At 59.5% G+C, this 19,772-nt stretch carries 19 protein-coding genes and 1 pseudogene; 4 read left to right on the forward strand and 16 right to left on the reverse strand.

From position 1 onward, the window contains the following. Positions 1 to 26 precede the first annotated feature (26 nt). From CR103_RS09850 to CR103_RS09890, 9 genes are all read right to left on the reverse strand, one after another. On the reverse strand, positions 27 to 980 hold the full coding sequence (locus tag CR103_RS09850) for a phytoene/squalene synthase family protein (protein WP_099915820.1): 954 nt from the start codon (positions 978 to 980) through the stop codon (positions 27 to 29). After that, positions 980 to 2,458, reverse strand: coding sequence for a phytoene desaturase (locus tag CR103_RS09855; RefSeq protein WP_229442983.1), 1,479 nt, complete (start codon positions 2,456 to 2,458; stop codon positions 980 to 982). The genes CR103_RS09850 and CR103_RS09855 overlap by 1 nt, the downstream gene beginning before the upstream one ends. Beyond that, the gene (crtY, locus tag CR103_RS09860) at positions 2,455 to 3,618 is read right to left on the reverse strand and encodes a lycopene beta-cyclase CrtY (RefSeq protein WP_099915822.1); all 1,164 of its coding nucleotides are present in this window, start codon (positions 3,616 to 3,618) and stop codon (positions 2,455 to 2,457) included. Before crtY ends, CR103_RS09855 begins: the two co-directional genes overlap by 4 nt. Then, positions 3,611 to 4,930 (reverse strand): glycosyltransferase, encoded by a 1,320-nt coding sequence (locus CR103_RS09865; RefSeq protein WP_143752566.1) that lies wholly within the window; start codon positions 4,928 to 4,930, stop codon positions 3,611 to 3,613. Before CR103_RS09865 ends, crtY begins: the two co-directional genes overlap by 8 nt. After that, complete coding sequence (locus CR103_RS09870) at positions 4,897 to 5,613, reverse strand: fatty acid desaturase (protein ID WP_099915824.1); 717 nt, start codon at positions 5,611 to 5,613, stop codon at positions 4,897 to 4,899. The genes CR103_RS09865 and CR103_RS09870 overlap by 34 nt, the downstream gene beginning before the upstream one ends. Then, entirely contained in the window at positions 5,610 to 6,080 is a 471-nt protein-coding gene (locus CR103_RS09875) for a sterol desaturase family protein (RefSeq protein WP_099915825.1), read from the reverse strand. The genes CR103_RS09870 and CR103_RS09875 overlap by 4 nt, the downstream gene beginning before the upstream one ends. A gap of 538 nt (positions 6,081 to 6,618) precedes the next feature. After that, complete coding sequence (locus CR103_RS09880) at positions 6,619 to 7,671, reverse strand: serine hydrolase (RefSeq protein ID WP_099915826.1); 1,053 nt, start codon at positions 7,669 to 7,671, stop codon at positions 6,619 to 6,621. Between the two features lie 227 nt (positions 7,672 to 7,898). Further along, on the reverse strand, positions 7,899 to 8,594 hold the full coding sequence (locus tag CR103_RS09885; RefSeq protein ID WP_099915827.1) for a nitroreductase: 696 nt from the start codon (positions 8,592 to 8,594) through the stop codon (positions 7,899 to 7,901). Positions 8,595 to 8,614: 20 nt separating this feature from the next. Next, the gene (locus tag CR103_RS09890) at positions 8,615 to 9,520 is read right to left on the reverse strand and encodes a DMT family transporter (protein WP_099915828.1); all 906 of its coding nucleotides are present in this window, start codon (positions 9,518 to 9,520) and stop codon (positions 8,615 to 8,617) included. Between the two features lie 376 nt (positions 9,521 to 9,896). Here CR103_RS09890 and phaP point away from each other — a divergent pair, with 376 nt between their 5' ends. Continuing rightward, positions 9,897 to 10,454 (forward strand): TIGR01841 family phasin, encoded by a 558-nt coding sequence (phaP, locus tag CR103_RS09895; protein ID WP_099915829.1) that lies wholly within the window; start codon positions 9,897 to 9,899, stop codon positions 10,452 to 10,454. 89 nt (positions 10,455 to 10,543) lie between these two features. Here phaP and CR103_RS09900 read toward each other — a convergent pair whose 3' ends face one another. The 6 genes from CR103_RS09900 to CR103_RS09925 form a co-directional block, all read right to left on the reverse strand. Beyond that, entirely contained in the window at positions 10,544 to 11,266 is a 723-nt protein-coding gene (locus tag CR103_RS09900; RefSeq protein WP_099915830.1) for an ABC transporter ATP-binding protein, read from the reverse strand. Next, on the reverse strand, positions 11,263 to 12,036 hold the full coding sequence (locus CR103_RS09905) for an ABC transporter ATP-binding protein (RefSeq protein WP_099915831.1): 774 nt from the start codon (positions 12,034 to 12,036) through the stop codon (positions 11,263 to 11,265). Before CR103_RS09905 ends, CR103_RS09900 begins: the two co-directional genes overlap by 4 nt. Before the next feature lie 23 nt (positions 12,037 to 12,059). Continuing rightward, positions 12,060 to 13,268, reverse strand: a complete 1,209-nt coding sequence (locus CR103_RS09910) for an ABC transporter permease subunit (RefSeq protein ID WP_099915832.1) — start codon at positions 13,266 to 13,268, stop codon at positions 12,060 to 12,062. 17 nt (positions 13,269 to 13,285) lie between these two features. Continuing rightward, a complete protein-coding gene (locus CR103_RS09915) occupies positions 13,286 to 14,215 on the reverse strand; it encodes a branched-chain amino acid ABC transporter permease (RefSeq protein WP_099915833.1) in 930 nt (309 codons plus the stop codon). A gap of 261 nt (positions 14,216 to 14,476) precedes the next feature. Beyond that, positions 14,477 to 15,415 carry a 4-hydroxy-3-methylbut-2-enyl diphosphate reductase gene (gene ispH, locus CR103_RS09920; protein ID WP_099915834.1) on the reverse strand — a complete coding sequence of 313 codons (939 nt, stop codon included), beginning with the start codon at positions 15,413 to 15,415 and terminating at the stop codon, positions 14,477 to 14,479. Between the two features lie 26 nt (positions 15,416 to 15,441). After that, complete coding sequence (locus CR103_RS09925) at positions 15,442 to 15,897, reverse strand: FKBP-type peptidyl-prolyl cis-trans isomerase (RefSeq protein WP_099915835.1); 456 nt, start codon at positions 15,895 to 15,897, stop codon at positions 15,442 to 15,444. Between the two features lie 106 nt (positions 15,898 to 16,003). Here CR103_RS09925 and radC point away from each other — a divergent pair, with 106 nt between their 5' ends. From radC to rpmG, 3 genes are all read left to right on the forward strand, one after another. Continuing rightward, the gene (gene radC, locus CR103_RS09930; protein WP_099915836.1) at positions 16,004 to 16,681 is read left to right on the forward strand and encodes a RadC family protein; all 678 of its coding nucleotides are present in this window, start codon (positions 16,004 to 16,006) and stop codon (positions 16,679 to 16,681) included. A gap of 130 nt (positions 16,682 to 16,811) precedes the next feature. Further along, the gene (gene rpmB, locus CR103_RS09935) at positions 16,812 to 17,048 is read left to right on the forward strand and encodes a 50S ribosomal protein L28 (protein ID WP_099915837.1); all 237 of its coding nucleotides are present in this window, start codon (positions 16,812 to 16,814) and stop codon (positions 17,046 to 17,048) included. 10 nt (positions 17,049 to 17,058) lie between these two features. After that, positions 17,059 to 17,229 carry a 50S ribosomal protein L33 gene (rpmG, locus tag CR103_RS09940; RefSeq protein ID WP_197422130.1) on the forward strand — a complete coding sequence of 57 codons (171 nt, stop codon included), beginning with the start codon at positions 17,059 to 17,061 and terminating at the stop codon, positions 17,227 to 17,229. A gap of 76 nt (positions 17,230 to 17,305) precedes the next feature. Here rpmG and CR103_RS09945 read toward each other — a convergent pair. Beyond that, positions 17,306 to 19,743 (reverse strand): annotated as a pseudogene (locus CR103_RS09945) (penicillin acylase family protein). Positions 19,744 to 19,772: the final 29 nt, after the last annotated feature.

Below are 19,772 nucleotides of genomic sequence, written 5' to 3' on the forward strand. Positions count from 1 at the left end.
CGGCTATGTTTGCCAAAACCTCACATTTATTTCTTGACGAGTACTTGGACGCCGGTTTTGGTCCACAAGCCCGCTCTGGGGACAAGCCCGACTCTGGCTTTGCGCCTTACCGCATTCACTGCAACAAACCCTCCCTGGCACAGCCGCCAAATTTTCTGTCGGCTTGACACCTCCGATCGCCGGTCCCACGCGCTCGCGTCGGCGGAACGCACCTGCAACCCTATGTCGCGATAAATCAGCAATGCGCCGGCGACGGCCCAGGCACAGCGCCACGGAAGCTGTGACATGCCTATTCTGGCCGAGGCATAGTACTGTTCCGCGAGCTCGACCAGTTCGCAGGCGAGCGCATGCAGACCGGCCCGATGTTGGAGAAGATGGATCTCATCGCGCGGAATATTCCTTTCAAGCAGCCATTCTTGAGGCAGATAGCAACGTCCAACGCGCATGTCATCAACGACATCGCGCGCAATATTGGTGAGCTGAAAAGCGATGCCCAAGTCGGTTGCGCGGTGCACGGTTTCCTGGTCCTTGACGCCCATGATCTGGGCCATCATGACGCCGACGACGCCTGCCACGTGATAACAATAATGGAGCGTGTCATTCAACGTCACGAATCTGGCTTCCGTAGCGTCCAGCGCAAAGCCTTCCAGCAGTTCAAACAAATAACGCTTGGCGATGCCGTGCTTGCGCACGACGTGCCCAAGCGCGGCGAAAGCCGGTATGTCGCTCGACTGGCCTTCAACGATCCGCCCGGTTTCTTGTTGCAGCAGTTGAAGCCGCTCGACTTTCTGTACCAGGCTGAGCGTCTGCAAGCCGTGGCCCAGCGTCTGGCCGTCAATCACGTCGTCGCAATAGCGGCACCAGGCATACAGCATCGTCACGCTCTGGCGTGTTTTTCTGTCGAACAGCATGGCGGCCTTGGCAAAGCTCTTGGAGCCTTGCTTGATGGTCATTTCACTGTAAGCGGCAAGATCTTGCATCAGGAAACCCTTTGCACGAGGTGCTCATCGACGATGATGCGCGCCGTCGCTTTGGCCGAGCCGACAACGCCTGGGATACCGGCGCCGGGATGCGTGCCGGCACCGACGAAATACAGCCCCTTGATTTGCTGGTCCTTGTTGTGCGTACGGAAATATGCGCTTTGCCACAGCACAGGTTCCAGCGAAAAGGCCGAGCCCACGTGCGCATTGAGCTCTTCCCTGAAATCGTAAGGGGTGAAAATGCGCGAAGTCACCAGGTCGCGCTTGAGATCGGGAATGTAATGCTGCTCCAGATAAGCAAGGATGCGGTCGCGATAGCGCGGCCCTTCCGTGTTCCAGTCGATGTCGGCATGGCCCAGATGCGGCACCGGCGCAAGGACGTAGTACGCGCTGTGCCCGGGGGGGGCGAGCGAAGGATCGGTCACCGTGGGCGCATGCAGGTAAAGCGAAAAATCTTCCGCCAGCTCGTCACCGTGAAAAATGTCCTTGAGCAGTTCGCGGTAGCGCGGCCCAAACAAAACGGTATGGTGCTCAAGGTCGTTGCGCACGCCTTTCAATCCAAAGTAGATGACGAATAACGACATGCTGAAGCGCATCTTCTTGAGGCTGACCGCTTTGCGTTTCGCCACGCTGTCGTTGCGCATCAGCCTGTCGTAGGTGTGCACGACATCGGCATTGCTGGCGGTCAAAAGGCAGGCAATCTGTTCACCGGATTTCAGCCGCACCGCGGCAACACGCCCCTGTTCGACGACGATTTCATCGACCTCGACGTTGAGCCGGATTTCTCCGCCGAGCTCTCCGAACAGTTTCAGCATGCCCCGGATCAGCGCACCCGTGCCGCCCTCTGGAAAGAAGACCCCCCATTGCCTTTCCAGCGCATGGATCAACGCATAGATGGAGGAGGTTTCAAACGGATTGCCGCCAACCAGCAGCGAATGAAAACTGAAGGCCTGCCGCAGGTGCGGATCCTTGATGAAACGCGAAACGATGCCGTAGACGCTGCGGTAGCTTTCAAGCTTGATGAGCTGGGGCGCAACCCGGATCATGCTGCGAAAATCGGGAAACGGAACATGCCCAAGCTTGATGTACCCTTCCTGCAACACGGCTTTGGAATACGCCAGGAATTTCCCGTATCCAGCCACGTCCGAAGGCGACTTCAACCCAATCTGCCGGTCAAGTTCGTCCTGGTCGTTTACATAATTGAAGCGATAGCCGTCTTCCCAGCAAAGCCGGTAGAACGGATTGACAGGCAGCATCCTGACATAGTCTTCGAGCCGATTTCCCGACAGCGCAAACACTTCTTCCAGCGCGGTGGGATCGGTAATGACCGTGGGTCCGGCGTCGAACGTAAAACCCTGATCCTCATAGACGTAGGCCCGGCCTCCTGGCTTGTCGCGCTTTTCCAGGATAAGCGTGTCGATGCCGGCCGACTGCAGCCGGATGGCCAATGCCAGCCCGCCGAAACCGCTTCCTATCACGATGGCTTTGATGATATTTCCTTTCCTGTTTTACACATGGCTTTCACTGCGCCCAATACGGGCACAGGTGGCTTGCCGGACAAAATGCGAAGCTTATCGAACAGCGTCGGCTGCGCCGCATAGAAACGCTCGATGAGCTGGTGCGGCAGCGTGTAAAAGCGCTGCAAAAGACGATAGCGCTGCGTTGGCGCGCCGGCGAAAAACAGCATTCGGTTCAGCAATCGCATAAACCCCTGGCTGCGCCACTGACGCACCGAAAACGCCCGGACATGACGATAGACAGCGTCTGCTTCGAGCGTTTTCAACACCGCGAGTTCGTCCGCCAGGCGCACGGCGTACAGCAATGAGTATCCGGTTGTGGCATGAAACAGACCCGCCCGCATGCCGCTGCAAGCCAGCGCGCCTTGCTTGTCTTGCCAGAAACGTTCGATGTCGCCGGACAGGGCAATGGGCAGAACGCCTGTTTCTTCTCGCGCCACGCCGGCCACCTGCCAGCCTCGGCTTTCAATGTAGGCGCGAATATTGTTTCGGATGGTCGCAAGATCGAGATCGGGCGTCGTACTGTAATAGGTGTCTTCGACCAGGATGCGCTTTTCATCGAACGGCAGCGTGTACACAAACCGATAGCCGTCGCTCTGCGCCACGGTGGCATCCATGATGATGGGCAATGCCTGGCCGTGCGGCTGGCGCAGCCTGACTTCTTGACCGACGAATTTCTGGTAGGCATAGCGCATGTGCTCGGACGGAGCATGCCCGCGCCCGTCGATGACCGCATGCGCGTTGCAGAGCTCGCCATTGATGCGAACGCTGCACCGGGTGACATCGGTCACCGATGCATTGAGCACCACCGCACTGTTCAGCGCCCGCATCAGCACGTCATGAAAACGCGCCGAGTCGATGCTGAAACAGGTGGTATCGAGAATCCGGCGGTGGCCTGGAAAGCGCACTTCGTAGGCCGGCCACTGCCTGACGATCAAGGGCGCTATCCAGGCATGCTGCGCCGCAGTCAGATCCTGCCGATAAAAAGACCAAGTATGGTTGCCGCCGAGTGTGGCTTCTTTTTCCACCAGCAAGATGCGCAATGCGGGTTGCAGCACGTGGAGGCGCCATGCAATCAAGCCATTGGCCAAGCCGCCGCCGACCAAAATCATGTCATGCATAAACAAGGTGCCTTTCAATCGCATCGCATGCCTGCTGAACGCCGTTTTCCTGCCGGGTTTGCAAACCCAGTGCGACTGCCTTGTCCTGCATGTCCGCGTTTGCCAGGACGGTTTGCAATGCCTTGCGCAGCGCTCGTTTGCCGGGACGCCGCTTTTTGATGACGATCGCCACTCCCAGCAAGCTCAGCCGCATCGCGTTGTCGAGTTGATCATGCGCATGCGGCACAACAATCTGCGGCTTTCCCGACTGCAGCGCCTTGAATGAAGTGGCTGCGCCGCCCGAATGCACGATCATGGCGGCATGGGGAAATACATCCTCGAAGGCTGCGTAGTCGATACGGAAAGCACCATCCGGAAGCGGCGCCGGCAACGCCGACGAAGCGGCAAGCCCGCCCATCACCAGCAAGGCCCGCAGGCCCAACGACGCTGCCGCGTTCAGGCTGTCGCGGTAGAAGTCTCCGGCGTCGTTGCTTGCCGCCGAAGACAAGGTAAAAATTACCAACGGCTTTGAATTTTGCTCAAGAAACTGCTTTAGCTTTGCGGGAACGGGGCCGCTATCGGACAGATACAGCGCCGTCCCTGTTTGTACGACTGACGCCGGCCAGTCCGGCTGCCGGCCACCCAGCAACGGTGAGAACATGGCCAATACGCACAGCGGAGAATGCTGTCCTTCGTACATCGGATGCTGATGATGCACAATCCCGAGTTCCTGCTTCAATTCCAGAACAGGCCTGAGCCACTTTGCCGTGTGAATTTTTACAGAATGAATTACTTTTCCGTGCAATTGGGGCGAACGTCCGCACAGCCACGACAACCACGGAAACGGCAGGTAATGAGGGCGCTCATGCGTCGAAAAAAAAGACATCGGTTGCAGTACCGCAGATACCCAGGGAATCCCGATCCGGGCGGCAACCAGCGGGGCTGCGAGCGCCATCAGCGATTGGCTCACCAGCATGTCGGCGTCTTGCGTCGCCTGCGCCAGGTCAGCGTAACTTGTACGTATCGATGGTCCCAAATAGTCTCTGTAGACGAATTGCCCGCCAGTTTTGGGGTGCATGTAGCGGGCGTGAAAGGCCGGCGTGTTGTCGGGATCGGGGCGCATATGGCGAAACCCCAAGCCTGCTTTCAAGATAATGGGTTGATGAATCGCACTACTGGCCACGGTCACGCGATGGCCTCTTTGTTTCAATTCCAGGCCCAACGCGAGGAAGGGATGCAGATCGCCCAGGGAACCCGCGGTGGCAAAGACGATATGCCGCTGTTTTATGCCTAGGAGCATTATCGTTTCCTTGCCGCAGGCAAGCGCCACCACGGCATCCCCGGTTGCACATGATGCTCATGGTGATAACCGAAGTGAAAACAGGTCAGCAATGAAAGGAGATAACCGAACTCGTTGCTGCGCGCATTGTGGCGATCGGGAAAATGGGCTTGGCACGGGGCGGGCAAATGCCGGTGCGGTAAAAACGTTCCGAAATAAAACAATTGAAAAGAAGACAGAATGCCGGGCAAGGCGAAAAACAGCACGATGTTTTCTACCTTCGCGCCAAGCAGCATATAGAGGCTTACCCGCAACAACATGATGACTATTTCCCGCAGTCCAACATAGGTTTTCAGGAAGCGGCCGTACCAAGCCAGCGCCTGGCTTGGGGTGTTGGGTGCAAAGTCGGGGTCATTGACGGACCCGGGATTACGATGATGCAAATGATGCTGGGGCAGCAAACGCTGAAAAGAAAATCCGGCGTACAGCCACACCGCCAGCGCGCCGATCTTTTCACCCGCCTTGGGGTTGGCTGGCCACAAGGAACCGTGCATGGCATCGTGTGCAATGATGTACATCCCTGCTGAAAGCCAGGTTAAACACGCAATCAATAGCATCGACAGCAGCGGATGCTTCAGGTCAATAAAAAATACGCCGAACACATGCAGGCAAACCCATGCGGCCACGATCAACGCAGCCAAAGACAGGCCGATCCAGCTCTGCTTGACCGCGCTCATGTTTTTTGGAGCTTGCTACGCAATTGCCTGCGTATGGCTTCCACCGGAGGCGTGTACAAAAAGCCGAACGACACGCCGCCATGGCGTGTTTTGACCGCGTGATGCAAATAGTGGGCTTTTGTCAGCCGTTGGATATACCGGTTTGTGGGCCGCCATTTGACGCGCACTCTCCGGTGTATCAGCACGTCGTGAAGAATGCCGTACAGTAAGCCATAAAGGCTGATGCCGAGAGCGATCCACCACAGCGGAGCGTGCATGCCGCCGAGCGCAAACAACAAGATCGTGAATAAAATGAATACGACGGCATACCAGTCGTTTGTCTGCCATGCCGCCGATTCATGGGGTGTGTGATGCGACCGATGCCAGCCCCAGCCGATGCCATGCATGACATATTTGTGGAAAAGCGTAACGGCAAATTCCATGATCAACAGTGTCGCAACAAGAATAAGAAGATGGAAAAGATTCATGTCTGGAAATAATAATTTCAGTCAATGAAAAAAACGACTCGGATTGAATCGCGCTGATCAAATGCAAACTTGAAATAATATTGACACGACAGTTTTAAAGCAGGATTGATTATCCTATCTTACTATCATAGGCTACAACTAAATGCCGAGTAAAACCGATCAAGCCGAAACTGATCAAATTAGGTCAAGTTATTAAGTAGTTACCGGAAATTTATTGTGAATTCAGCACCGTGATCACGTCGTCGCGCCCAGGACATTGACCCGTTGCCGGTGCACTCCGGTTTCGGCGCAACGGGTTTGGCCGATCGGGGTCCATCCGTACTGCAGCGGCGGGATGGCACTGAATCCGGTCTTGTCGAAATACAGCAGGTCGCATTGCCATGGCCTGGCATGGCCGCCGGGATCGATGACGACATCGGCAAGCTGACCGCCGGCCGGATTTTAGCAACCCTCGGCTAGGCGCCGGTGGTTCAGGTAATTGGGGAAATTTAGGAAAAACGCAAGGCGTTTCGGGGCCGGGAGCCCAAAAACGCCCGGGTCAGCCGACGCCGGGCGGCTTGAGCGCTTCGAGCCAGCGGCGCATGCGGCCGGCGTCGGCGGTGCGCGACTGCTTGCCCTTTGAATCGAGGAACACCATGATCACCGCGCGGCCCTGGATCATGGCTTGCATGACGAGGCAGCGCCCGGCTTCGTTGATGAATCCGGTTTTTTGCAGGCCGATTTGCCAATCCGGGCTGGCCACCAGGTAGTTTGTGTTCGAGTAACGCATGACGCGCCCGCCGGCGTCGACCTGATAATTCGGATCGGTCGAATACTCCCGCAGCAGCGGTTCCTGGTGGGCCACCATGGCCAGCTTGGCCAGGTCGCGCGCGCTCGCCACATTGCGGCGAGACAAGCCGCTTGAATCGACAAAATGGGTGTCCAGCATGCCCAGCGCGAGCGCCTTGGCATTCATCGCCGCTACAAAGGCAGCGATACCGCCCGGATAATTGCGGCCCAGCGCGGAGGCGGCGCGATTCTCGGAACTCATCAGGGCGATGTGCAGCAAATCGCCCCGGCTCATGCGGGCGCCCACGCGCAGGCGCGACGACGTGTGTTTTTCATAGTCGACGTCGGCCTCCGTTACCGCCAGCACTTCATGCATGTCCTGCTGCGCCAGCACGACCACCAGGCCGGTCATCAGCTTGGTGATCGAGGCGATCGGCAAGGCGACGTTGGCGTTTTTTTCGAACAGGATTTCGGAACTGGACTGGTCGAGCACCAGCGCGACGCTGGAAGCGAGCGCCAGCGGGTCGCGCGTCAGGTTCAGTCCGGCGACATCGCCGGCGCTGCGCGCTGCCACCAGCGCGTGGGCGTTGCGTACATTGCGATACGTTACAACGCGCTTGCCGCGCACCACTCCGACTTGCCGTACCACGCGCGGATGATGGACCTTGGCGACGTGCGCTTGCAAACGGCGCTTGACGCCAGCTTTCTTGACTATGTGCTTTTTCACTTTCGCCGCCTGCGCACCGCCTTCCACTTTGGCTGCGGAAGCCGGCGTCAGGATGAACAGCAGGGAAATAAGGGCACCCAGCGCAAGCTTAACCATCTGTAAATCCTTTTGAAGCGAACTAAAAACGTGTGTTGCAGTGTAGCAAATCACTCAGCAATCGCAAGCGAATTTAACATTCAGGACCGTAGTTATGCGTTGGCGCAACGGCTGTGTCGCCACGGTGGCACTCTTACAATAGTTTGCAAATTTTACGGCAAACCATCGTTATGCACCTGTGCAACGGCCGCATCTACATCGTGACGTCCTCGTCAATAGTGTACGGCTTATTCGGCGAACCGTACGAAGTCGGTCAAAGGTGCGCGCTCCGTCACCAACGAATTTTCGATTTTTTCCAGGTCGGCAAACCCGAGCGCCATGCCACACACTACGGTCTCGTTTTCAGGCAAGCCCAGCTCTTCGGCGATGATCCGGTGAAATTGGGTAAACGCTGCCTGCGGGCAAGTATCGAGGCCGCGCCCGCGTGCCGCCACCATAATATTTTGCAAGAACATGCCGTAGTCGAGCCAGGAACCCTGCTCCAGCACGCGGTCGATGGTGAAGATCAGGCCGACAGGCGCGTCGAAAAACTGGTAATTGCGGCCGTGTTGAGACGCCATGCCAGCCTTATCCTCGCGCGTCAGGCCAAGCAGCGCGTACAGATCCCAGCCGACCTTGCGACGGCGCTCGATGAAGGGCGACTTCCACTGGCGCGGATAATAAGCGTATTCCTCGGTGTGGGCGCCGACTGCTTCCTTGTCCTGATACACCGCCATGATTGCATCCGACAGGCGCTGCTTTGCGCTGCCGGTCAGCACCGTCACCTTCCATGGTTGGGTGTTGGTGCCGGACGGCGCGCGGGCGCTCACCTCGAGGATCGCCTCGATGTCCTCGCGTGCGACCGGGGTCGGCAGGAAGGCGCGGATCGAGCGGCGCGATACGATGGCCGCGTCGACGATTTGCTGTTGCGGGTTCGACATCATCAGGTCTCCAGTTTTTTCAACTATTTCTTTACAACGAATATTACGCCGATCACCGCGACCGCCATGCCGAGCATGCCGACCAGGTTGAACACCTCGCCAAACATGATCCACGCCATCACCGCCGTGGTCGGCGGAGTCAGGTACAACAGGCTGGTGACCTGGGTGGCGTCGCTGCGCCGCAGCAACTTGAACAGCAGGAAAATCGCGCCGATCGACAAGGCCATCACCGACCACAGCAAGGCGCCGACAAAACGCGGCGTCCACGCCACGCTGGTCAAGGGCAAGCTGAAGCTTTCAAACAGCACGGCCGGCGGCAGCAGCACCAGCACGGTAACGGCGAACTGGACGATAGTGCCGGTGCGCAAGTCAAAGCGCGGGCAAAACCGCTTCTGGTACATGGTGCCGGCAGTAATCGAAAACAAAGCCATCAGGCAAAACCCGATCGACAGCGCCGACAGGCCCACCAGCGTGACTTTCGCGGCGACCACCAGCGTCACGCCGGCCAGGCCGAACAACAATCCCAGCCATTGGCGCGGCCTGACCTTCTCGCCGATCAGTGGCGCGAATGCGGCGGTCAGGATCGGCTGCATGCCGACGATCAGGGCCGCCAAGCCGGCCGGCATGCCCAGCTTGATCGCGCACCAGACGCCGGAGAGGTAGCCGGCCTGCATCAGCAAGCCGGCGACAGCGATGTGGCCGATCGCGCTGCCCCGCGGCCACGGGGCTTTCCAGATCAACACGCAGGGAACCAGCAACAGCAGCACGCCGCAGCAGCGCAGGATCAGGAACGTCAGCGGCGGCGCGAACGGCAGGCCGAACTTGGCGACGATGAAGCCGGTACTCCAGAGCAACACGAAAAAAATCGGAATCGGCGACAGCCAGGGCGCGCTTGCTTGCGCTGCGGCGTCAGGTAAATTATTTGACATGGATCTAGAGCGCGTTGATAAGGAAAACACAGCCGATGCGCCGAACCGGCAGGCAGGAAGCGCAAGTAGAAATTTTAATTTGGCAAGTCTACCATGGGCATCTCAAAAGGTTTCCACGCTTTAATTGCCTAAGAACACGGAATTTCATGCACTGTACATAGTTGATTTTTATGTAATCAGGCTTGATTTAATTTTAATTTGTGCGCCGCACCAAAAACACTTGACGCACGTTTAAATTTACGTAGAATAGACTTTGTTGCGCTGCACAATACGACGTCAGCGATAAGATTTCTAGGATTCACCTGCTTCACCGGTACACAGCAACATCGTTATCAACGCTTAATAAACGCTTATTCAACTACTATTGGAGAATTACATGTTTGCAATCCCTGAGCAGTTTTCGAATGCCACCAAAGCCAGCTTCGAATCGCAATTCGCCGTCTTCTCGTCGCTGACCGCCAAAGCCTTCGAAGGCATCGAAAAGCTCGTCGAACTGAACATCACCGCCGCCAAGGCGTCGCTCGAAGAGTCGTCGGTTGCAACGCGTCAACTGCTGGCAGCCAAGGACCCACAAGAATTTTTCTCGCTGACGGCCGCGCAAATTCAGCCGACCGCTGAAAAAGCGATGTCGTACAGCAAGCAAGTCGCTGCCATCGCCGCCGGCACCCAGGCCGAGTTCACTAAGGCCGCCGAAACCCAGATCGCCGAAACCAATCGCAAAGTCATCAGCCTGGTCGACGAAGTGAGCAAGAATGCGCCAGCCGGCACGGAAAATGTCGTTGCAGCGTTCAAATCGTCGATCGGCAACGCCAACGCTGGCTACGAGCAATTGACCAAGACCACCAAGCAAGCAGTGGAAGCGATCGAAACCAACATGAGCGCCGCCGTCAATCAGTTCACCACCGCTGCCCAGAAGGTCGCCACCAAAGCCTAATTGGCAAGTAAGCGATACCTCATCCGGTTCGCCGGAAAAAAAATGCCTCGATTCGTCGAGGCATTTTTTTTGCACCAACTGACCTCGGCTTATTCGCCGAGGTAAGCGGCCTGGACGCGTGGGTCATGCAGCATGTCGCTGGCGTTGCCGGTCATGATGATGGCGCCCGAATCCATCACATAGCCGCGGTGCGCCGCTTCCAGCGCGAGCTTGGCGTTCTGCTCGACCAGCAAGATAGTGATGCCCTGCTTCGAAACGTCGCGAATGACTTCAAAAATCTTCTCGACCATGATCGGCGACAGCCCCATCGACGGCTCGTCGAGCAGCAGCAGGTTCGGGTGACTCATCAAAGCGCGCGCCATGGCCAGCATCTGCTGCTCGCCGCCCGACAGGGTGCCGGCCATGGCCGCCGCCCGTTCCTTCAGGCGCGGGAACACGCTGAACCATTTTTCGATATCGGCGTCAATGCCGGCCTTGTCGTTGCGCGTGTATGCGCCCATCAACAGGTTTTCGTGGATCGTCATGCGGGTGAACACGCCCCGCCCTTCCGGTACCATCGCCAGTTTTTTCTCGACCATCTGGAACGAGTGTACCCCGGTCAACGGCGTGCCCATGTAGCTGATGACGCCCTCGACGCTACACGCCGGCAAGGTGCCGGTGATGGCCTTGAGCGTGGTGGTCTTGCCGGCGCCATTGGCGCCGATCAGGGTCACCAGTTCGCCCTTGCCTACTTCAAGGTCGATGCCCTTGACCGCCTTGATGCCGCCGTACGCGACCTTCAGCCCTGAAACTTTAAGGATGGTGTCGCTCATTTATGCCCGCCTCCCAGATAGGCTTCAATCACAGCCGGATTTTTTTGAATGTCGGCCGGGATGCCCTCGGCAATCGGTTTGCCGTACTCGAGCACGGTGATGCGGTCGCACAGGCCCATCATCAGCTTGACGTCGTGCTCGATCAACAGCACCGTCTTGCCGTCGGCCTTGATTTTGACCAGCAGCTCGCGCAGCGCCAGTTTTTCGGTGGCGTTCATGCCGGCCGCCGGTTCGTCCAGCGCCAGCAGTTGCGGGTCGGTGGCCAGCGCGCGGGCGATCTCGAGGCGGCGCTGGTCGCCATACGACAGGAATTTCGAGGTGCGGCTGGCGTACTTGCCGATGCCGACAAAGTCGAGCAGCTCTTGCGCGCGGGCGCGGATCGACGCTTCTTCCAGCCGCGCCGCCTTGTGGCGGAACACCGCGCCGAAGACGCCCTGGTGCGAGCGCACGTGGCGCCCGACCATGACGTTTTCCAGCGCCGTCATCTCGCCGAACAGGCGGATGTTCTGGAACGTGCGGGCGATGCCGGCCTTGGCCACTTCATGCGGCGCCGACGGCGAGTAGGGCTTGCCAGCCAGTTCAAACGTGCCGGAATCGGGTTGGTACAAACCGGTGATGACGTTGAAAAACGTCGTCTTGCCGGCGCCGTTCGGCCCGATCAGGCCGTAGATCTGGCCCTTGGTGATCTTGATGCCGACGTCGGTCAGCGCTTGCAGCCCGCCGAAGCGCTTGTTGACGCCGGCAATGTTGAGAATAATCTGTTCGCTCATGGTTGCTTGTCCTCGCTCAGCCGTCAGGCCGGGAACGTTTCGCCTTTGTTGGCATGGGCCGCTTCGGGACGGTCTTCGTGTTTCGGCGACGGCCACAGGCCGGCCGGACGGTTCAGCATGATCAGCACCAGCGCCAGGCCGTACAACAATTGGCGCAGCACTTCCGATTCGATCACGACCTTGCCGAAAATCGCCATCTGGGCCGGTTCGACAACGTGACGCAGCACTTCCGGCAACGCCGCCAGCAGCACGCCGCCCATGATCACGCCCGGGATGTGGCCGATGCCACCCAGGACCACCATCGCCAGCACGGCGATCGATTCGGTCAGCGAGAACGATTCGGGTGAAACGAAGCCTTGGAACGAGGCGAACATTGCGCCGGCCACGCCGCCGAACGAGGCGCCCATCGAGAACGCCAGCAGCTTGACGTTGCGGGTGTTGATGCCCATCGCCTTGGCGGCGATTTCATCTTCGCGGATCGCCACCCAGGCACGGCCCAGGCGCGAGTGCTGCAAGCGCGAAGTGACGAACACGATAGCAATGCACAGGAACAGGAACAGGAAATAATAGGCGTTCACCGACGGCATCGAAAAATCGCCCAGCACCACGTTGGCGCGCGAGCCGGGCTCGCCCGCCAGGTTGACGCTGAAAATGCGGATCGGGTCGATACCGTTGATGCCTTGCGGACCGTTGGTGAAGTTGATCGGGTCGTTCAGGTTGTTCATGAAAATGCGGATGATCTCGCCGAAGCCAAGGGTGACGATAGCCAGGTAGTCGCCGCGCAGTTTCAGGGTCGGGGCGCCGAGCAGCGCACCGAACAGGCCGGCCACCAGTGCTGCGATCGGGATGATCAGCCAGACCGACAGGTGGATGCCGTTCTGCGCGATGTCGGGCCCCATGATGGCGACCAGCGCGTTGCCGATTGCAGGGCTGTAATTGACGATCGACTCGAGCAGTGCGGCAAATTGCGGCGAAGCGAACAGGCCGGTGATGTAGGCGCCGACCGCGAAGAAGGCGATGTAGCCAAGGTCGAGCAGGCCGGCGAAGCCGACCACGATGTTCAGGCCGAGCGCGAGCATGATGTAGAGCAGCGCGATGTCGATGATGCGCACCCACGAGTTGCCGAACTGGGCGGCGACAAACGGAAACACCAGCAGGCCCACCAGCAGGACCGCCATACTGGCGTAGGCCTTGCGCGGCTGGTTCTGGACGTCGAAATTAAGGATAGCCATGAAATTGTCTTTCCGGGTCAGGCGCGGTCAGCGACGCGCTCGCCCATGATGCCGGAAGGCCGGATCGTGAGCACGATGATGAGAACGACGAAGGCGAAGATGTCCTGATAGTGGCTGCCGAGGAAGCCGCCGGTCAGGTCGCCGATATAGCCGGCGCCCAGGCTTTCGATGATACCGAGCAAAATGCCCCCGATCATCGCGCCGTAGATGTTGCCGATACCGCCCAGCACCGCGGCGCAAAACGCCTTCAGGCCCGGCAGCGTGCCCATCGCAAACGCGATCGAGGAATAGTTGGCGCCCCACATCACGCCGGCGACGGCGGCAAGCGCGGCGCCGATGGCGAAGGTGGCGACGATCACCATGTTGGAGTCGACCCCCATCAGGCCGGCAACCCGCGGGTTCTCGGCGGTGGCGCGCATGGCCCGGCCCATCTTGGTTTTCTCGACCAGATATACCAAAGCGACCATCGCCAGCGCGGCCAGCGCCAGCAGCAACAGCTGGGTTTGCGAAATCAGCGCGCCACCGATCATGATCGGCTTGGTGGAGAGCAGCTGCGGGAACGGCAGCGGGCTGCGGCCCCAGATCATCATGGCAAAGGTCTGCAGCAGGATCGAGACGCCGATGGCGGTAATCAGGGGCGCCAGCCGCGGCGCATTGCGCAGCCGGCGGTAGGCAACCCGCTCGATGATGATGTTGACCAGCATGCAAGCCGGCACGGCGCCGGCGATGGCAATGAACAGGTCGACATAGCCAGGCAGGCCGGGGACGAAGACTTCAAGCAGATTCAGGATGGTCAGGCCGACCATCGCGCCGATCATCAAGACGTCGCCGTGGGCGAAGTTGATCAGGTTCAGTACCCCGTACACCATCGTATAGCCCAACGCGATCAGTGCATACATACTACCCAGCACCAGCCCGTTGATGATTTGTTGGATAAAAGTATCCATAGTGTGATTTTCTCTTTCTTTTCGTTCCAACAAAAACGGCACGCCGGGATGTCCCCCGAAGTGCCGCTCCTGGCCTGACGCTGTAGTTGACGAACTCCTGCATTGCCGGCCAAGCGCAATCGAAGGTGTTACATGGTTTTAATGCCACCGCGCATGTTTCGCGCAATCCGAGCGTCGCAATGATAGCGAGGTTTGGGCAAAACTAATATCGGAAAATAACAAGTGTTCCGAATTTAATTTTCCAAGCGCCCAGATAGAGCGCTAGCCCTGCCCCTTGTCGAGTCCCTTAGGCAGTGGGAACGTCACGTGCTCTTCGACCCCTTCAAGCGCGCGCACGCTGCGCGCGCCGAGCTCCTTGAGGCGGCCGATCACCGCCTGCACCAGCACTTCAGGCGCCGAAGCACCGGCGGTGACGCCGATGCGCAACTTACCGACGAGCCATTGCGGGTCGATCTCGGTCGCATTGTCGATCATGTAGGCCGGGGTGCCCATCTTTTCAGCCACTTCGCGCAGGCGGTTCGAGTTCGAACTGTTCGGGCTGCCGACGACGATCACCAGATCCACTTGCGGCGCCATGAACTTGACCGCCTCCTGGCGGTTGGTGGTGGCGTAGCAGATGTCGCCCTTCTTCGGCTCGATGATGTTCGGGAATTTTTCCTTCAGCGCCGCGATCACGGCGGCGGTGTCGTCCACCGACAGCGTGGTCTGCGACACGTAGGCAAGCTGGTCGGGATTGGCAACCTGCAGCCTGGCAACGTCGGCCACCGTTTCGACCAGGTGCATGCCGGCCTCGGCCTGGCCCATGGTGCCCTCGACTTCGGGATGGCCATCATGGCCGATCATCACCACCTCGCAGCCCAGCTTGCGCATTTTTGCCACTTCGATATGGACCTTCGTTACCAAAGGACAGGTGGCGTCGAAGATCGTCAGCCCGCGCGCGGCGGCTTCGGCGCGCACCGCCTGCGACACGCCGTGGGCGGAAAACACCAGGGTGTTCCCGGACGGGACGTCGTCGAGATCCTCGATGAAGATCGCCCCCTTGTCGCGCAGGTCGGCAACGACATAGGCGTTGTGGACGATTTCGTGGCGCACGTAGATCGGCGCGCCGAACTGCTCCAAGGCGCGCTCGACGATTTCAATGGCGCGGTCGACGCCGGCGCAAAAACCGCGCGGCTGGGCTAAGAGAACTTCACTGTCCATTGACTTTCCTGTTTTGCTATCCTGTTTTACAGCACTGAAATCAGTTTCACTTCAAACAGCAGGGCCTTGCCGGCCAGTGGATGGTTGAAGTCGAAAATGGCCGAATTCTCGCCCAGCTCGCGCAGCACGCCGGCGAAGCGCCCGCCGCCCGGTGCGGCGAAGTCGACCAGGTCGCCGATCTTGTAGTCGGCCCCGGGCGCGGAGTTTTCATCGAGCGTGGCGCGCGAGACCGACTGGACCATGTCGGGATTGCGCTCGCCGAAGCCTTCGCCCGGCGCCAGCGTAAACGTCTGGTGGCTGCCCTCCAGCATGCCGAGCAGGCACTGCTCGAGGAACGGCGCGAGCTGCCCCTGCCCCAGCATCAAGGTAGCGGGATTCCCGGCAAAGGTAGTGACGATATCAGTACCGTCCTGTGTCGCGAGCCGATAATGCAAGGTGAGGTAGGCCGAGTCGACGACAACGGCGGGGGACGCTTGGGTCATGGTAGTGGTTCTGGCTTGCAAAGCGATATTGTAAGCCACCAATGGGGAAACCGGGCCAAAGGGCGGGAATATGCCGGCAAGGTAAACACAAGAAAGGGTACTGGACATGGGCATCAATGACTGGCCGCGGCACGAACGTCCGCGCGAACGCCTCATCGCCGAAGGACCGCGCGCGCTGTCGAACGCGGAATTGCTGGCGGTGTTCCTGCGCGTGGGCGTCAAGGGCAGCAGCGCGGTGCAGTTGGGCGAGCAACTGCTGGCCCGGTTCGGCGGCTCGATCAGCACGATGTTCGGCGCCAGCCTGGCCGAGTTTTCCACGCTTAACGGGCTCGGACCGGCCAAGTTTGCCCAGCTGCAGGCGGTGATGGAGTTGGCCCAGCGCGCCGTGCGCGAGCAAATCCCGTCCGGGCAAACGCTCGGCTCGCCCGAGGCGGTCAAGCTGTATTTACGCATGACGTTCAGCCGCCGCGCCCACGAATCGTTCGTGGTGTTGTTCCTCGACGTCAAAAACCGCCTGATCATGTGCGAGGAAATGTTTCGCGGCACCCTTACCCACACCAGCGTCTATCCGCGCGAGGTGGTCAAGGCAGCGTTGAAACACAACGCGGCCGGCTTACTGCTGGCCCACAATCATCCGTCCGGCTCGCCCGAGCCGAGCGAATCCGACCTCGTGCTGACCCGTTCGCTGGTGCAGGCGCTGGCGCTGGTCGACGTGCGCATCCTCGACCATTTTGTCGTCGCCGGCCCGCACGTGCATTCTTTCGCCGAACACGGCCAAATGTAGCACTCGCCAATTGTTAAATTTTCGATCAATTGCGCGACACAATTGTTTTTCACAAGTCATTGATTCCGTGGCGGTTTTCACGCTATACTCTCGTTTTTCCCGATTGCGGAAGTTTACTAAGGAGTGCGCTATGGCACGTGTTTGCCAAGTAACTGGCAAGGGTCCGATGGTTGGTAACAACGTCTCCCACGCTAATAACAAAACGAAGCGTCGTTTTCTGCCTAACCTGCAGAACCGTCGTATTTTCGTAGAATCGGAAAATCGCTGGGTCTCCCTGCGCTTGTCCTGCGCCGGTATGCGCGTCATCGACAAAGTCGGCATCGATGCCGTTTTGACCGACATGCGCGCCCGTGGCGTAAAAGTTTAATTAGGGAGCTATCATGGCAAAAACTGGCCGCGACAAAATCAAGCTGGAATCGACTGCAGGCACGGGTCACTTCTACACCACTGACAAGAACAAGCGCACGATGCCTGCAAAAATGGAGATCATGAAGTTCGATCCCAAGGCACGCAAGCACGTCATGTACAAAGAAACGAAGATCAAGTAATTCGCGATCACCGAATTTGTACCAAAAGAGCCGCCCACTTCATCGTGCGCGGCTCTTTTGCTGTTTGCTTGCCGTTTTAGCGGGCCGGCACCAGCTTGATGGTGGTCTCGGTGGCCGCTTCGATCAGCTTGCGCGAGTACAGCAGCGGAAAATACTCGCCCTTGCCCCATGCCTGGGCCAGGTCGCGGTAGTGCGGGCTGTCCGGGTCGCCCGACTGGCCCGGCGTGTTCATCGCCCGCGAATTGTCCCAGTTGCCGACGTCGACCACCAGCCGGAACGACGGCCCGTTGACCTTGAGGAAATCATTCGCCCGGTAGCTCGACTGGTTGACCGTGTTGGCGCTGCCCTGTGCGGGGTACGGCCCGGCATTGAGTTTGGCGCGCAGCGAACCGTCGCCCATGGTGCTCATCGGATGGCCGTAATAGCTGTAGTGTAGCTGGCCCCAGCGCCAGGCCTTCGGGTCCGGCCCGGCTGCTTTTTCCAGTTCGGCGTAGGCGGCCCCAAGGCTGGTGAGCAGCAGGTCGTCGCGCTTTGCCCTGGCGTTGCGTTTGAAACGCGCTTGCGGGCGCTCGAGCGCGTGCATCATCGCCGTTACATCGGCGCTCGTCACCGCCTTTGCAGCGGTCGGTTCGAGCACCGCGCGCACGTACGCCCGGTTCAGGTGGCGCGACCACCACACTTCGAACAGCGCGGCCTGGGCGGACTGCGCCGTTTCAACCGCGTCCCAGCCGCGCAGCAGGTCGAGCGCGGCGCGGGTCTGCGGGTCAGACGAGGTCAGCGGTTTCAGCAACGCCATCATGCGCCGCGCCGGGATCGACAGCAAGTCGTTCTGCAGCCGCATCGAATCCTCGATCGAGACTTTTTCCTTACTATTTAACACTTCACCGATGCGGGCGCGGCGCGCGTTATTCGGCCACTCGAAGCCGAGCTTGTATTTGGCGTACGGATAGCCGGCCGGCAAATTCATTTCGTTGGCGGAGGCGAACCAGCCCTGTTTCGGATTCAGGCTCGACGGCAGCTTGTCGCCGGTCAGGAATCCGGCCCACTCGTAGCGGCCGTCGCCGGGCACCGGCAACAGGCCATCCCAGTTGGGGCGGATTGGCGCGAGGCCGCCGGTGACCCAGCCGATGTTGCCGCTGGTATCGGCGTAGACCTGGTTTTCGGTCGGCGCCCCCCAGTTCAGCATGGCTTGCTTGAACTGTGTAAAGTTTTTCGCCTGCATGTAATCGATGCTGCCAAAGTACGGCGCCATACCTGCTTCCAGCCAGCCCGAGCGCACCGCAAAAGCCCGGTGTTTTGCCGCTTCGGTGAAAATCACCGGACCGTGGCGCGAGAACACCATATCAACGCTGGCCGGCGCCCCGCCCTTGACCAGGATGGATTCCTTCACCACCCTGAAGTTTTCCCACTGGCCGCGGTAGCGGTACTGCAGGTGATCGAGCGGATTCAGTTCGTACACATACAAGTCTTCCTGGTCGATGCTGAAAATGGTCAGGCCGAAAGCAATCGTGCCATTGTGGCCGATCGAGATGCCCGGCAGGGCCGGCTCGCCGGCGCCGATCACGTTCATGTCCGGCGCGTTCAGGTGGGCGATGTAGCGCAGCGAAGGCATTGAATAGGCACGGTGCGGATCGTTGGCCATGATCGGCCGCCGGTCGCCGATTTCGACGGCGCCACGACCCAGTTGTTACTTCCTTCCATAATGTTGCTTTCTTCCATGCGCTGCGCGTCAAGGTCGGCGCCTGCCAGGCGGCGCGGCGCATCAAGCGCGGCGATCTTGTGCTCGGCGCCGAACAACACGTTGTTGGTGGCCAGTTTGAAGACGTCGAGCAGGCCGGCAGGCAGGCACGGGTCGAGGCCGGCCGGCAGCGCCGTTTTCCAGGCCGGCTGCAAACTGGCGCGCACCTGGTCGGCGGCCAGCGTGGCGTTGCAGGCCACCGCCGCGCGCGCCACCTCGAGCGTCAGGTTGCGCGTCAAGCCGTGACTGCGGATACGCACCACGTCCTCCGCTTTCCACTTCGCCGGGACGTAACCGGCCTGGCGAAATTCGAACGGCAGCGCGGCCGGCGTCTTGAGGACGACATCGACATACGCATTGATGCCGGCAACAAAACGTTCGCTGATGCGCTGGGCGCCCTTGCCATACGACTGCCACTCCTTTTGCATGTCGCCGCGGTACAGGAACAGCCGGGTCGCCTTGTCCTGTTCAACGTAGGCCGGCCCAAACACTGAAGCGAGCTCGCCCAGGCCGCGGCGGCGCCACAGATCGATCTGGAACAGGCGGTCGCGCGCGGCGTTGAAGCCCTGGGCGAAGAAGGCGTCGTCCTGGCTTTGCGCATAGATGTGCGGCACGCCCCAGCGGTCGACCAATATCTCGGCGCCCTGCGCAAGTCCCGCAACCTGGATGGTCTGGCTGGTAGCCGTGGCGCCAGCAGCAGCGGCCGTGGCGGCGCTGGCAGCACTGGCGGCGATAGCGACCAGCAGGGGCGGCAACAAGTGGCGCAAACTGTTCATTGGTGGTCTCGCTCAATTGGAAAGATGCA

The sequence above is a fragment of the Massilia psychrophila genome (genome assembly GCF_002760665.1).
Classification (GTDB): domain Bacteria; phylum Pseudomonadota; class Gammaproteobacteria; order Burkholderiales; family Burkholderiaceae_D; genus JAFCUW01.